This is a genomic window from Patescibacteria group bacterium (assembly GCA_028716045.1).
Classification (GTDB): Bacteria; Patescibacteriota; Patescibacteriia; order JAQUQO01; family JAQUQO01; genus JAQUQO01.
In genome coordinates, this window is the sequence record JAQUQO010000001.1 from 160,490 (window position 1) to 174,438 (window position 13,949).

Below are 13,949 nucleotides of genomic sequence, written 5' to 3' on the forward strand. Positions count from 1 at the left end.
AGCAACAGATTTAACCCGGCCTTATTTTGCCGCAATGATTATCTGATTTATCCAGTTGGCTTTTTCTTTCACCAACGTTTCCTGCACGTCAAAAGCTAAATTTTTCAGCAACTGCCGGATTTTCCCCGGGGAATGATAGAACGACTGTATTTTTACGTTTCCTTTTTTAGTTTTTATTTTCGGCGGTTCTTTTTGATTGATATTAGTGATAACGAGCCGTCCGTCGTTTTTGAGCACGCGATAGGCCTCGTCAAAAAATCGTTCCGGATTTTTAAGATGGACAATCAGAAAAGCGGCGGTGATGATGTCAAAAGTTTCGTCGGGGAAAGGCAGTTGTTCCGCGTCGCCCCCCACCGTTTTGATTTGTTTATTTTTGCGCCGGAGAATTTTCAACATTTCCGGAGAAATATCCAAGGCGGTGACTTCGGCTCCGGCCCGGGCGAGTTTAAGCGCCAACCGGCCGGTACCCGCTCCGACATCCAGAATTTTTTTATCCTTAATATCACCCAACGCCGCCGGCAGTTTTTCTTTTTCAAAACTGTCCAGATATTTCCCTTTTTTGTCATAGTCGGCGGCGGCTAAATCATAACCCCGCCGCGAGTCCAGAATTTTTATTTTATTTTTTGACATTATTGTGAGACAAGACAAATCCCACTCCGACAAAATAGTAGAGTGGGATTTGTTATATTAGACGGTTAATTTTATTGCCGGACCCATGGTGGAGGTGAGAACGGCGTTTCGGATGTAAATTCCCTTGGAAGTCGCCGGTTTGGCTTTTTGGATGGCTTCCATAGCCGTTTTGCAGTTCTCTATCAAATTCTTCGTGTCAAAAGAGATTTTGCCGACTAAGAGATGAACATTGCCGGTGTCATCGTTTTTAAAACTCACTTTGCCCTTTTTTAATTCTCCGATAGTTTTGCCGATGTCCGCTGTCACCGTGCCGTCTTTAGGAGAAGGCATTAAACCTTTGGGGCCGAGAATCTTGGCCACAGCCGCGAGTTTTTTCATCATCGGCGGCGTGGCAATGGCGATTTCAAAATCTATTTTTTCGGTCTTTTTAAGTTCCGCGATGTATTCGTCATCGGCGACGATATCCGCGCCGGCCTCCTTGGCTTCTTTGATTTTATCACCGTCAACGAAGGCGGCGATTTTTTGGGTTTTGCCCGTGCCGTGCGGCAGGGCGATAGAACCGCGAACTTGCTGTTCTCCCTTTTTAGGGTCAATTCCCAGGCGGATGTGTAATTCCACGCTGGCATCAAATTTGACGTTGGAAGTTTTTTTGACCAATTCCAGAGCTTCTTCTATTGAATAGGTTTTTTTAGAGTCAATTTGCCCTTTGACTTCTTGGTACCTTTTAGAACGTGACATATTTTTCCTCGTGGTGCGAGTGTCCCCTTCGGCAAGCTCAGGGCTAGGCCGAGCGTAGAACTCCCACAATTATTTATAATTTTACTTTTAGACGACGTCCAGCCCCATTTGTCTGGCAGTTCCTTCAATAATTTTCATTGCCGCTTCAATGTCATTGGCGTTCAGGTCGGACATTTTGGCTTCGGCGATTTGGCGGATTTGCGCCTTGGTGACCTTACCGACTTTTTCCTTATTCGGTTTGCCCGAACCCTTGGTAATGCCGGCGGCTTTTTTCAGTAATTCCGCGGCCGGAGGGGTTTTTAAGATAAAAGTGAAACTGCGGTCTTCGTAAATAGTAATTTCCACCGGAGTGATGTCTCCGCCCTTATCTTTGGTGGCATTGTTAAATTTTGCGCAGAAATCGGCGATATTGACTCCATGCTGGCCCAAAGCCGGTCCAATCGGAGGCGCCGGATTGGCTTTGCCCGCGGGGATTTGGAGCTTGACCATGGTCATTACTTTTTTAGCCATATCTTATGATTAATTTATTATTAAATTTTTCACCGGCGAGAAGCCCCCGAAAATTCGGAGCGCCGATTCCATTCGCTAGCTATATTTTTTTGATTTGCAAAAAGTCCAATTCCACCGGTGTCTCGCGGCCGAACATAGAAACCAGTACTTTGATTTTGCCGCGCGATTCATCAATACTGGAAACTTTGCCCTCAAATTCCTTGAAAGGTCCATCCACAATGCGCACCGGAGTTCCTTCCTCAACGTCAATTCTATATTTCGGTTCTTCCACGCCCATTCTGGTTTGAAGATTTTTAATCTCTTGTTCGGAAAGGGGAGTGGGGATGGTGCCGCTGCCGATAAATCCGGTGACGTTCGGCGTATTGCGCACCACATACCAGGAATCGTCAGTCACCAGCATTTCCACCAGCACGTAGCCCGGAAAAATTTTTTCGGTGACAGTGTGGCGTTTGCCGTTTTTTATTTTAATCTTTTTCTCCGTCGGAATCAGGATATTAAAAATCCGGTCTTCCATTCCCATGGATTCTATTCTTTGTTTTAAATTTTCGGCGACATTTTCTTCATATCCGGAGTAGGTGTGAATGGCGTACCAGCGTCGCCCGCGTTCTATTTGTTTTGGCATATTTTTCCCCCTGACGATTTTTATTTAATTAAAATTTCCACGCCCAAAGTGAAAAGATAATCCAAGGCGCCAAGAAAGATGGCCACGCCCAAGCTGATGCCGATAACCAGCATCGTGTAGTTGGTGGTTTCTTTTTTGGTCGGCCAAATAACTTTTTTTAATTCCGTTTTGGCGCTTTTCACGTACTCAACAACTTTGTTACCCATAGAACGAGTTATTTTTTTAAGCTTATTTTAGCCAAGAAATCGGCTAAAATGACTTTTTTAAGGTCTTTAAAAAGGCCCGCGGGCCTTTATTAAATCTATTATAATGGGAGAGCGGGGAGAAGTCAAGGGGAGAAAAGAAGGCTGGAATTATGAGATGGCATTAAGTATTTAGACATTTAATATCAAGGAAAATAAAAAACCGCCCTGTTACGCATTTGCGAGATTGGGGCGGTTATTATGTTTGGCGATTTTAGAAAGAGAAGTGTAAACGGCCGACGGGTACGAAGGCATTTGGTGAATCGGGGAAGCGGCGATAGTGGATAGCTAAATTAAGCTCTACTTGTCCATAGCTTAGAGTCATATTTGGCCCTCCGCCGATGGATTGTTTATCCCAGTCAATTTCTCCCCAGCCCTCTCCTTCCAGCCCGACCATCAGCGATTTGTTGAAGAGTCTATAGTCAATCATACCGAAGTAATAGAGCTCGTCAATCGGCCAGTGATTATATTCCACGTCTCCCCAGAAAAAAATATAGTCGTCAGTATAGCAGGGCATCAATGAAATTATCGGGGCGGCGTCATCTCCGGGACGAAAATTCCAGCCCACGGACGGTTCCAAAGCGAAGCCGTGGCCAAGATTGAATTTCGCGCCGGCGTAAAGATATGGGCTTAGCTCGCCGATGAGATTTCCCGCGGGGATAAAGTGCAGAGTGAGGGCGGAGAAATCATTTAATCTTTTTTCCGCATGCACGAGCAATCGGAAACTCGCGTCAGACCAGTTGTCAGTTTCTTCTTTGGCCTCGGCGTAAGCGAAGAGTGTAGATATTAAGGTTAGTAAGGCAAAAATCAAACAAATTTTTTTCATTTTCTTCTCTCCTTTGTTGTTGGGTTTTTAAGAAACAAGGTTGATGTGTCAGCTTAGCAGATTCGGTAAATTTTGTCAAGACCGCCTGGACGGGGTTGACAAAATTTGCGTATATGATAATATCTTTTAAAGTTTGTTAACGTCGTTGTAGCTCAAAGGCAGAGCACCCCGACAGCGCTAATGCTTAAACGGGGAGGTCGGGGGTTCAAGTCCCTCCAACGACCTTAATTTAAATAACTAACGCCCTTCAAAAGAAAGGCGTTTTTTAAATATAGATATCCCAAAGTTCAGCGATGTTCATTTTCATAAATATTTCACGAACTTGTTATTTTTATCCACCAAAATATTTTTAGCTTTGATTGGTTTGTCGGTTAATTCAAAGCCCATGATGATTATTTCCTCTCCTTTTTTAATCAAATGGGCGGCGGCGCCGTTCATACAAATAATTCCTGAATTTTTTTTGCCCACAATGACATAAGTTTCCAATCTTGCGCCAGAGGTATTACTAACTACTAAAACTTTTTCACCGGGCCAAAAACCGACCCTTTCAACCAAATCTTCGTCAATTGTAATACTGCCGATATAATTTAAATCGGCTTCGGTAACCGTAGCCTTATGAATTTTGGAACGTAATATCCATCTCATAGTATTGATAAATAAAGGTGATTTGACTTACTTTAATTTTTTAGTTCTTTTTTATTTTTGGAACAGCACAGGGCTTGACTTTTATATTATTTTATGCTATACTAATTTGATGTCAATTTTGGCGTTTAATTACATCAAAATATAAAAGGAGGAGAAGTATGGGTAAATGTTGGAGAAAAGACCATTTTAGGTCAAGGAGGGAGGAAAAACGTAATACGGAACGTTCTGAGTCATTAGATGCCCTAGATAAGTGTGAAGTATGTGGGCAGGATTACGGGAAAAAACATTCCGGACCGGGTAAAGGGTCAAAGCACGAGGTGACATTCACAGCGTGTTGCTGGTCACCGTACAAATCTCATCCGAAAGGCCAACCCTGTTGCGAGTATGTCGAGGATGCCCTGGACCAAGGGTTGTCTTTAAAAAAGGCGATTGAAAAGGCCCGTGCCTTGCGCAAGAGAGATGACGCAAGATAAGAAGCGTATTCCACTCAACAATTTGAAGCCGCATAGTTTATCTAGCGGCTTTTTTCTTTCTATAATTAACAAACATACAAAATGCTTTTGGGAAAAAAGGGCGCAGATTTTTATTGCGCCCGAGAGAGGTCAAAAATCCATACGGAATTCTTTGCCTTGGTCGTGGAATCCCAGTTTGGTATAGAGGTCGTGGACTTTTGTTCGAGAATACCGGCTGGTGGCAATTAGTTTGTAGCAACCCTTTTCTCTGGCTATTTTAATGACTTGTATAACAAGCTCTGTCCCCAGCCCTTTCCCACGCATTTTCCCCATGACATACACGTCCTCCATGAGACCAAACGGCTTTTTGTGTAGACCATTGTACATTATGAACAAAAATGTCCTGCCGACCTCTTTACCTTTTTTGTTTCGCATTGAAATTTTAATGCCGTAGCACTTAGCTTTAACCTCAACAATTTTCATCACTATCCTCCTTCTTGCTGGTTTTGTATTTTTAACTTCTTTCCTAAAAGCATTTTATAAAAGAGCGATATTGCTGAACAAAATAGAGTTATTCTTTCCCTTTGTTTGGATTTTCGTTTGGATAACAACAAAGCACGTTATCTAAATATTCTACGCCGCAAAAATATTTGCAGATAGACGTGTTTTTGACTGCGCACTTATGTTCGTTGGTTTTTTCTGCGACATTCCACGGACACTTCATTTGCTTCCAGGACACATTTTTCTCAGAGGTTAAATCAATATCCATGTTTGCCCCGTCAAATTTATTGATATGTTCGTCCATAATAATAATTTTATATCCCTCCGAGTTGGTTCAATCTTGCAGATTGAACCTTTTCTTAATTTCTCTTATCCGCCAATTCCAGCAAATTTTCCGGATTAGCCGAAGACCAAATCCAATCTTCGGGACGTTTGACGTATTGTTTTCTGACCGGGTTTTGTTCTATATAATTTACTTTCTGCAGATAGAATTTTTCGTTTTCAATAAGTTCCGGCCAATTTTTCGGTTGCCAGAATTGATAAGTATCATTTTCTTTAAAAAGTTCAAGGACGCGAGGCTCGGTTTCTGATAGATTCTTCTTTAATTCTTTTGAAGTAAAAGTTTTAAAATCTCTTGTAAAACCCGCAAGATCACTATTCTCAGCTATAAGATGGATGTGATTAAGCATGAAGACCCAGGCGTATATTTTTAAACTTTTATTATTCTGGCAGTATTGCAGAGAATTAAGCAGGATATTCCAGCGGTCATATCTGTCAAAAAGGTAGTACCAACGTTTAACTGTAAAAGTTAGAAAATGTATTTTGTTTTTTAATTCTTTGCTGATGCGAGGCGATGGCATTTTAGAAAGTTAAAATGAAAAGAAAGTTATGGTTCAATCTGTAAGATTGAACCAACGGAAGGCTCTGCAAGAGCCGTAACTAGATATACGCTGTTATGTGCTGTAGTGAAAAGCAATAGCCGTCCCGAAGGGCGGCTATTATATTTTTGGTAATTTACTTTTTATAACTCTAAATAACCCTTTGCAACCCATTCAGCCAGCCATCCTGCACGATATTCATCATAATTTTCAGGCAATTCGAATTTTCCTTCAGATGCTTGTTTTTGAATAATCCCGTCAAGTTTTTTTACTTCTTCAGGTGTCATCTTCTTTGCTAATTCGTCGACGGCAACATCTCTTTTTGTTGAAGCTGCCATAAGATCTGGTTGTGATACGTCGTCACTTTCGCCCATTCTCTCACGAATTAAGTTGGCAACAGCCGAAGCCGTTTCAGCTATCTGCGGAAACTTTGCATCTGGGTAGACATCCCTTAATTGTTCCTGTATAGAAAATGGGTGAAATCTTTGCGCAGTTTCCCTTTTCCTTATGATTTCGCTGTAATTATTTTGGAATTTTATTGCGGCTTCAAGAATTTCACCTTTTGGTAAATCTTTTAAAGCACCAATTGCTTCTTGTCTAGCTTTATCCATTGCTATTGTGATTTTCTCGGTTTCAGACGTTGCTTTGCTTTCATGCCCTTGAGATGGCGTTTCACCTTTAAATTTAAATTTTTCTGACATAATATTTTCGTTAGTTAATAAATTATTTGATAAGTTATGGCGACCTTGCCTAAAAGTAAATTACCAAAGATATTAAAAATTGTCAAACAATTTTTGGCTTTTCACTATGGCACATAACTCGTCCTTATGTGTAAACAATGCGTATTAAGTACATAGTTTGGTATTAAAAATGAATTCGGAGTAGGTTCAGGTTCAATCTTGCAGATTAAACCTTTCCATTTTATACATCCAAATTTTTCACACTTTTCGCATGGGTTTGGATAAATCTTTTTCGGGGAGCGACTTCCGAGCCCATCAAAACATCAAAAACCTCATCAGCCGCAGCGGCGTCCTCAATAGTCACGATTTTCATAACGCGCCGGGCGGGGTCCATGGTAGTTTCCCAAAGCTGTTCCGGATTCATTTCACCAAGGCCTTTGTATCTTTGAATGGAGTAGCCAGCGGATTTTTCCGTTTTCTCTTCTCCCTCGGCGATTTCCTCGCCTTCGGCCATCACCTTTATTTCCTCGGCCTTAATTTTTTCTTTAGTTTTTCCTTTGGCCAGTTTTTCATTTTGAACCCGCGCCACTATTTTATCGCGCTCTTCGTCGCTGAAAGCGTATTGAAATTCTTTGCCATATTTTACTTGGTAAAGCGGCGGCTGGGCGATATAAAGATGGTTTTGGCGGATGATTTCCGGAAAGTAACGATAGAAAAGAGTCAGCAGGAGGGTGCGGATATGAGCGCCGTCCACGTCCGCATCAGTCATAATGATAATGCGGTCATAGCGCAGTTTGTCTATTTCAAATTGTTCGCCGATGTTGGTGCCCAGGGCGATAATCAGAGATTTGACTTCGTTGTTGGTAAGCATTTTGTCCAGGCGCGACCTTTCCACATTCAAAATTTTACCGCGTAAAGGCAGAATGGCCTGGGTCTCGCGATTGCGCCCCTGCTTGGCCGAACCGCCGGCCGAGTCGCCCTCCACAATGTAAAGTTCGGAACTTTTGGGGTCGCGCGAAGAGCAGTCCGCCAGTTTGCCCGGCAAAGTCATCCCTTCCAGCGCGCCCTTGCGCAGCACGGATTCGCGCGCCAAGCGGGCGGCTTTGCGGGCGCGGGCGGCGAGCAGGTTTTTCTCCAGAACCGCTTCTGCGTCCTTAGGATGTTCTTCGAGAAATGTCTGGAAAGCGTCGCCAAAAACCGTTTCCACGTGCGTGCGCACTTCAGGGTTGCCGAGTTTGGCTTTAGTTTGCCCTTCAAATTGCGGGTCCTTGACTTTGACGCTCACAATCGCCACCAAACCTTCGCGCGTATCCTCGCCGCTTAAATTTTCCTCTTTTTCTTTGATGAGCCCCTGCTTGCGGCCGTAGTTATTCAAAACGCGGGTCAGGGCGGTGCGCAGGCCGATGAGATGAGAGCCACCCTCGGCGTTGATAATATTATTGGCAAAACAGAAAACGCTTTCCTTGTAATCATCAACATACTGCAGGGCGATTTCCACGCGCGTTCCGCCCTCTTCCTTATCAACGTAAAAAACATTTTCCTGTTTGATTTTATTGTTGTGATTCAGATGAACGATGTAAGAAGCAATGCCGCCCTCAAAATAAAAAGCGTATTCGCGCGGGCGGCTGGTTCCGGCTCTTTCTTCTTCCGGACGTTCATCAAGCACTTTGATTTTTACTCCCTTGGTCAGATAGGCCTGGCGGCGCAGGTGTTCGTAAATTGTTTTTAGGGAAAATTGTGTGGTTTCAAAAATTTCCGGGTCTGGCTCAAAGGTAATAGTCGTGCCGGTGCGTTTGCTTTTGCCCACTGGTTTGACTTTGTATTGCGGTTTGCCCCGTTTGTATTCTTGCTGATAAATTTTTCCGTCGCGATGCACTTCGGCTTTCATCCAGATGGATAAAGCATTAACCACTGAAACGCCGACGCCGTGGAGACCGCCGGACACTTTGTAGCCGCCCTCGCCGAATTTGCCTCCGGCATGGAGGACGGTGAGCACGGTTTCCAAAGCGGATTTTTTGGTTTGTTTATGAATTTCCACCGGAATGCCGCGGCCGTTATCAATGACGGACACCTTGCTGCCCGGGAGAAGAGTGACTATGATTTCATTACAAAAACCAGCCATAGCTTCGTCAATGGCATTGTCCACGACTTCCCAAACCAGATGGTGCAAGCCCGAGGGGCCGGTAGAACCAATATACATACCCGGTCTTTTGCGCACCGGCTCAAGGCCCTCCAAAACGGTAATTTGTTTGGCACCATATTCTTTGATGGCCCTTTCTTTGTCAGGAGTTATTTCGGTTTTTTTGATAGGCATAAAAGTATAATAAATAAGCGATTTTGCCTATTTACTTGTCGTTGATATTTATTAAAATTGTTATATTATCTTAGCATAAAAACAGGTAGGGCGCAAGGGGTTTTAAAGCGTTTATTGCTTTTTTTTGCAGGGGATAAATTAGTTTATAGATGCCCTCCCACCACCCTGTCCCTATCCCAAGTCCTCGGGACGGGACGCCCCTCCTCAGGCAGGAGGGGAAGTTTGGTTTTTTATTATACTGGTTTGACAAAACGGCAAAAATATGGTATATTTTACTAATAAAAATAACCATTTTTTATGGGTAATTTAGAAGAAAATAAAAGGTCTATTAAAGGGTCTAAAGAATATGGGGAATTTTTAAAAGAATTGGATAAATCTCCCGCTCCGGAGGTGAGTGCGGAAGAAATCGGAAGGTTCAAAGAAGAAATTGATAAAGAAATTGAATTTGACAAATTCAGAGAAGAACTGGATAAAATCCCCGCCAAAAAAGTTGAACGGCGTTTAGGGAAGAAGAGTGATTATTATCGCCGCTTTTATAGTAGAGTTTATGAGTTATCAGGCAGAAATAGGGAAGCGGAATTGGATAAAATAGAAAAAGAACTGGACGACCAGCAGATTTTTCTTGATGCGGAAGAGAAAAAATTAGCGGCGGAAGCGATGGGCAGCAGAAAAATTTCCAAAGAACTTAAGTCCAGGATTCTTAATTATAATAGAACCGCTGATGAGATTAAAATCAAAAGGACGGCTTATAACGCCTTGGTTAAGAATTTTCAGGATTTGAAATTTACCGCAGATGAAAGGGATGTTGTTGAAAAACCATGGAAAGTTCACGGGGTGACCGAGGCCGATTTTCTTCCGGAAGAACCGGTTGAGGAGAGCGAAATTCCTCCCGAACTTACTCCGGCGGAAGAACAACGGCTAGAAAAAGAAGCGGAGATAAAAGAGCGCGCCAGACGTTTGCGTTCGCCGGAAAAGACAGTGGAAATTGCGCCGGATTACGAAGCGGAAATTAAAAAGATGGAGGCGGCCGACGCAGAAGCTATAAAAAAATTAGAGGCCCAGATTAAGAGCGTTAAAAAATCCCCGCACCTCGCCGGAATAGTCCAGGGTTTCAAACCCAAAGAATTTGTAGCCAAAAGCAACCGTTTGTTTGACCTTGAAGAAGAACTTGTTTCCCAGGGATTTGTGCCGGGCCACCCGATTAAAAATTTTTTCAACAAACCGTTTGATAAAAACTACAGAAAATCAGTAAAAGAATTTAATGTTTTAAATAAGGACGTGGCGGCCCAGACGGATATCGTGGAAAATTATCTGGAGCTGGCTGATTCAGTTTCACCGGTGGAAGAGAGAGAAATGTTCGCCAGCAGAGAGAGGCCGATGGAAGAGGAACTGGCGTTCTATAAAAAAGAAATAAATGCGCTGGAGAGCAAAATAAGGGAAGCGATAAGGAGAGACAAAGAAAATGCCGAGAGGATTGATTTTTCGGCCAAGGATTATTTTATTGATTTTATCTCCGTGACGAAATTGCAGGATAAGCTGATAAATAATTTTGGTTTTTTTATCGGTCAGGGCGGGGGTAGAAATTTGTGGGAGGCGATAAAAAGGGGCAATGTCAATGTTTATAGAAAATTTAAAAAAGACCACGATGGATTTTTAAGCGATTTAAATCAAAAAGATAGAATCTTAAAGTTATGCCTGGGCGCTGAGGCCCTGGAGAAAACGCGCCGGGCGATTAAGCATTTCCCTCAGCCAGAACTAATTGACCGTTTAGAGATGGCCTTAAAGAGAACGAATTTGGATAAAGAAAAAGCAGCTTGATTTTAAAATTTTCACCACCCCGTCCCGATACCGAGTCCTCGGGACGGGACGCCCTTCCTCAACAAGGAAGGGAATGGTTAAGCGTATTTTTAAAAACCGTTTAAAATAAAAAAGCCCTGGTTTTAGCCGGGGCTTTTGAATACAAGGATTTTATCCAGTTTTTGGGAGTTGGTAATTGGCCTTTTGCCGTTTTTGCCGTTTTTTGTCCGATAGCCGTTTATTTTTTCTTCCTCCGGCGGGTAGACAAATTTAAATTCCGGGCCGTCTTCTCCCCATTGCAGGGTTATGGCTTTTATGAAGTTTGAATCAAAAAGCCATTTAAATGCGTCTCGGTTGGCGGCGATATTCTGCGGCACAAGCGTCAGGCGGCTTTTGCAGGTTTTACCTTCGTTTTTTTCATCAATAACCGCGTTAATTTTGAAAAAGGACGCCTTGCCATCGCTGCCATGGAGCAGGAATCTGATTTTCGCCCACCAATCGTTGAAGAAGCGACTGCGGGTGCTAAATTCCACTTCCACTTTTTTCCTGCGGCTTTTCCGCCAAGGAGCGCCGCCCGGTGTCACGCTAAGCACTCTAATCCCGCACCCATTTTTAGCAAAGTATTCTTTCAGACCTTCTTCGCCGAGGTTTACGAGATTTTTATCGCCAGGTTCTTCTTTAAGGGGTTTCCGGTAAAGCCAAAGCGCAGTCACAAATTTTTTAATTAACACCAAATATTCCCAAATATACCAAAGAATATCTTGAATGAGAGTCATTTTATACTCCCTCCTTCTTGTTGTTAAAGTTCCTAGTAACTTTGTATTTTACACCAATTGGGTTTTTTGTCAAGTGAAATTTATAAGAAAAGCCGTACCTACACATAGAAGTACGGCTTTTTAGATATCCATCTTGGCTTGCTCTCCGGGTATTCCCAAAGTATCCCTCAAGATACAGGCTACCGTAACGGAATCGCCAGGACTACCCTTAAGGAGAAGCGAAGTAAGATGGTGTTTTAAGAATACTAAATCATTAAACTTTTTACAAGATAGTAATTTGTCCCCAGCGTTATTTTATGCTATAATGCGAATAATATGGAAGAGAAGAATTCTATTTCGCCCATAAGCGACAAAGAGTTAAAATTCGGCTATTGGTTTTTAACCAAAAAACAGTTTTTTAAAAACCTGCTGGTGGCGTTTTTGATTTTATTAAATGTTATGGTGTGGGGTTATTCGTTTTGGAAGGTTATGCAGGATTTTATCATCAATCTGCCGGAGCGGGAACGCCTGTTGAGTATTTTGCCGCAGGACCTGGCTAATTTCAAAGGTTTAAGGGCGCAGAATGAACCGTCAGCGCCGGAAATTTCTTCAGTAGAGGTGATTTCCACGGGGCAGGGGAGATATGATTTCGTAGCCAGAATTAAAAATCCCAATAGCGCTTGGGCGGTGTCTTCTTTTAATTATCAATTCAGAAGCCCGGGTTTTAATTCGGAAAAACTCAAAGGATTTATTCTGCCCGGTGAAGAAAAATTTATTATGAAACTCGGGGCGATAAGTTCCAGCCGCCCATCGGGTGTGATTGTTGATATTTCCGATGTCAGATGGCAAAGAGTAAACGCTCACGAGATAACGAATTATCAAGATTTTTATAACAGCCGTTTGGGTTTGAAAATTGAGAATATCAAATTTAATTATTCAAGCGCCCTTGGCTTGGGCGAGAAATTGCCGGTGAGTTCCGCGACTTTTGATGTTTATAACAATACCGCTTATAATTATTGGCAGGTCGGTTTTTACGTGTCGTTATACCGCGGGGGGACACTGGCCGCTGTTAATTATGTGACCGCTAAAGAGTTTAAATCCGGAGACCGGGTGTCGCTGGAGGCGCGCTGGTTTGAACCGCTGTCTTCGGTTTCAGAAGTGAGGATAGAGCCGGAAGTGAACATTCTGGCGCCGGAAGTTTACATGGAATTTAAGGGAACGTCGGAGGGGTGGAGGAGATAAATTCAAATGCTTAGAAATTTTTTTTCTTATTTCAGGAGGTTTGACTGGCTTTTAATTTTAGCTGTTTTTCTCTTGGTTTGCTTCGGGCTGGCGGCCATTTACAGTATTGCCCTTAGTCAAGAGACGGCTAATTTTTTTAATTTTAAAAAACAGATAGCCGGAGCGATTATCGGTTTTGGGTTTCTTTTTCTGGCACCGCTCATTGATTATAAAATTTTCAGGATTTACAACCGATTTTTTTACGCCGCCGCCTTTCTTCTGCTGGCGGCCGTTCTTGTTTTTGGTAAAACTATCCGCGGCACCACCGGCTGGTTTGATTTTGGTGGTTTAAGTTTTCAGCCGGTGGAGCTGGCCAAATTGTTTTTAATTATTTTTTTAGCCGCTTATTTTGCTTTACAGTCGCGCGGGGAAAAATCTTTTCGCCAAATCGCGGTCAGCGGAGTGGCGACGGCGGCGCTTTGCGCCCTCGTCCTTCGCCAGCCGGATTTGGGTTCCGCCGCCCTGCTCTTTATTATTTGGTTTGGGTTGCTCTTATTACGAGGCATCAGCCGCCGGCACTTATTCATTCTGCTGACAATTTTTTTGATTATTTTTTTAGTCGGGTGGTTTTTTATTTTGCAAGATTACCAAAAAGACCGCCTCCTCACTTTTATTTACCCGGAACGCGACCCGCTGCAGAGCGGTTATAATGTCAGTCAGTCAATCATCGCCGTCGGTTCGGGGCAGCTGCTGGGGCGGGGGCTGGGTTTTGGTTCGCAAAGCCAGCTTAAATTTTTACCCGCCAGTCAGACCGATTTTATTTTTGCCGTTTTAGCGGAAGAGCTGGGCCTGCTCGGCGTAATTTTTATTTTTATTTTTTGGGCGTTGCTTTTTTGGCGGTTGATTTTAGCGGCTAAAAAAGCCCGTGACGATTTCCCCTTATTTTTTATTTTGGGCGCGGGCCTGATTTTTTTAAGCCAGTTTTTAATTAATGTCGGCATGAATCTGGGGGTAATGCCCGTGACGGGCGTCACCTTGCCATTTATGAGCTTAGGCAGCAGTTCTCTTGTTGCCAGTCTTTTGACCATCGGGATTGTTGAGGGGATAAGAATGAGAAGTTAAAATATAATTTAAGCGG

At 43.0% G+C, this 13,949-nt stretch carries 17 protein-coding genes and 1 tRNA gene; 5 read left to right on the plus strand and 13 right to left on the minus strand.

Features of this window, described 5'->3' with window-relative positions:
* Window positions 1–21: 21 nt before the first annotated feature.
* The 6 genes from PHG22_00740 to PHG22_00765 all read right to left on the minus strand — a co-directional run bounded on the left by PHG22_00740 (window position 22) and on the right by PHG22_00765 (window position 3,568).
* Complete coding sequence (locus tag PHG22_00740; protein MDD5490305.1) at window positions 22–630, minus strand: class I SAM-dependent methyltransferase; 609 nt, start codon at window positions 628–630, stop codon at window positions 22–24.
* Between the two features lie 57 nt (window positions 631–687).
* On the minus strand, window positions 688–1,368 hold the full coding sequence (rplA, locus tag PHG22_00745) for a 50S ribosomal protein L1 (protein MDD5490306.1): 681 nt from the start codon (window positions 1,366–1,368) through the stop codon (window positions 688–690).
* 87 nt (window positions 1,369–1,455) lie between these two features.
* Window positions 1,456–1,878 carry a 50S ribosomal protein L11 gene (gene rplK / locus PHG22_00750; GenBank protein ID MDD5490307.1) on the minus strand — a complete coding sequence of 141 codons (423 nt, stop codon included), beginning with the start codon at window positions 1,876–1,878 and terminating at the stop codon, window positions 1,456–1,458.
* A gap of 79 nt (window positions 1,879–1,957) precedes the next feature.
* Window positions 1,958–2,500 carry a transcription termination/antitermination protein NusG gene (gene nusG / locus PHG22_00755; protein ID MDD5490308.1) on the minus strand — a complete coding sequence of 181 codons (543 nt, stop codon included), beginning with the start codon at window positions 2,498–2,500 and terminating at the stop codon, window positions 1,958–1,960.
* Window positions 2,501–2,520: 20 nt separating this feature from the next.
* Window positions 2,521–2,706, minus strand: a complete 186-nt coding sequence (secE, locus tag PHG22_00760) for a preprotein translocase subunit SecE (protein MDD5490309.1) — start codon at window positions 2,704–2,706, stop codon at window positions 2,521–2,523.
* Window positions 2,707–2,956: 250 nt separating this feature from the next.
* Window positions 2,957–3,568, minus strand: coding sequence for a hypothetical protein (locus PHG22_00765; GenBank protein ID MDD5490310.1), 612 nt, complete (start codon window positions 3,566–3,568; stop codon window positions 2,957–2,959).
* 141 nt (window positions 3,569–3,709) lie between these two features.
* On the opposite strand from PHG22_00765, the gene PHG22_00770 reads away from it, so the two are divergent.
* Window positions 3,710–3,792: transfer RNA gene (locus PHG22_00770), tRNA-OTHER, on the plus strand.
* A gap of 79 nt (window positions 3,793–3,871) precedes the next feature.
* On the opposite strand, the gene PHG22_00775 is transcribed toward PHG22_00770, so the two are convergent.
* A complete protein-coding gene (locus PHG22_00775; GenBank protein MDD5490311.1) occupies window positions 3,872–4,213 on the minus strand; it encodes an aspartate 1-decarboxylase in 342 nt (113 codons plus the stop codon).
* Window positions 4,214–4,371: 158 nt separating this feature from the next.
* On the opposite strand from PHG22_00775, the gene PHG22_00780 reads away from it, so the two are divergent.
* Complete coding sequence (locus PHG22_00780; GenBank protein ID MDD5490312.1) at window positions 4,372–4,686, plus strand: hypothetical protein; 315 nt, start codon at window positions 4,372–4,374, stop codon at window positions 4,684–4,686.
* A 129-nt stretch (window positions 4,687–4,815) separates the two neighbouring features.
* Here the strand turns inward: PHG22_00780 and PHG22_00785 are convergent, their stop codons facing one another.
* The 5 genes from PHG22_00785 to gyrB all read right to left on the minus strand — a co-directional run bounded on the left by PHG22_00785 (window position 4,816) and on the right by gyrB (window position 9,038).
* Window positions 4,816–5,148 carry a GNAT family N-acetyltransferase gene (locus PHG22_00785; GenBank protein ID MDD5490313.1) on the minus strand — a complete coding sequence of 111 codons (333 nt, stop codon included), beginning with the start codon at window positions 5,146–5,148 and terminating at the stop codon, window positions 4,816–4,818.
* A gap of 88 nt (window positions 5,149–5,236) precedes the next feature.
* On the minus strand, window positions 5,237–5,470 hold the full coding sequence (locus PHG22_00790) for a hypothetical protein (GenBank protein ID MDD5490314.1): 234 nt from the start codon (window positions 5,468–5,470) through the stop codon (window positions 5,237–5,239).
* Between the two features lie 55 nt (window positions 5,471–5,525).
* Window positions 5,526–6,026 carry a hypothetical protein gene (locus PHG22_00795; protein ID MDD5490315.1) on the minus strand — a complete coding sequence of 167 codons (501 nt, stop codon included), beginning with the start codon at window positions 6,024–6,026 and terminating at the stop codon, window positions 5,526–5,528.
* Between the two features lie 161 nt (window positions 6,027–6,187).
* Window positions 6,188–6,745 carry a hypothetical protein gene (locus PHG22_00800; GenBank protein ID MDD5490316.1) on the minus strand — a complete coding sequence of 186 codons (558 nt, stop codon included), beginning with the start codon at window positions 6,743–6,745 and terminating at the stop codon, window positions 6,188–6,190.
* Window positions 6,746–6,965: 220 nt separating this feature from the next.
* Window positions 6,966–9,038 carry a DNA topoisomerase (ATP-hydrolyzing) subunit B gene (gene gyrB, locus PHG22_00805; protein ID MDD5490317.1) on the minus strand — a complete coding sequence of 691 codons (2,073 nt, stop codon included), beginning with the start codon at window positions 9,036–9,038 and terminating at the stop codon, window positions 6,966–6,968.
* 297 nt (window positions 9,039–9,335) lie between these two features.
* On the opposite strand from gyrB, the gene PHG22_00810 reads away from it, so the two are divergent.
* Window positions 9,336–10,856, plus strand: coding sequence for a hypothetical protein (locus tag PHG22_00810; protein MDD5490318.1), 1,521 nt, complete (start codon window positions 9,336–9,338; stop codon window positions 10,854–10,856).
* A gap of 122 nt (window positions 10,857–10,978) precedes the next feature.
* Here the strand turns inward: PHG22_00810 and PHG22_00815 are convergent, their stop codons facing one another.
* Window positions 10,979–11,611, minus strand: coding sequence for a hypothetical protein (locus PHG22_00815; GenBank protein ID MDD5490319.1), 633 nt, complete (start codon window positions 11,609–11,611; stop codon window positions 10,979–10,981).
* Window positions 11,612–11,926: 315 nt separating this feature from the next.
* On the opposite strand from PHG22_00815, the gene PHG22_00820 reads away from it, so the two are divergent.
* Window positions 11,927–12,832 (plus strand): hypothetical protein, encoded by a 906-nt coding sequence (locus tag PHG22_00820; protein MDD5490320.1) that lies wholly within the window; start codon window positions 11,927–11,929, stop codon window positions 12,830–12,832.
* Window positions 12,833–12,838: 6 nt separating this feature from the next.
* Window positions 12,839–13,933 carry a rod shape-determining protein RodA gene (gene rodA / locus PHG22_00825; GenBank protein MDD5490321.1) on the plus strand — a complete coding sequence of 365 codons (1,095 nt, stop codon included), beginning with the start codon at window positions 12,839–12,841 and terminating at the stop codon, window positions 13,931–13,933.
* Window positions 13,934–13,949 lie beyond the last annotated feature (16 nt).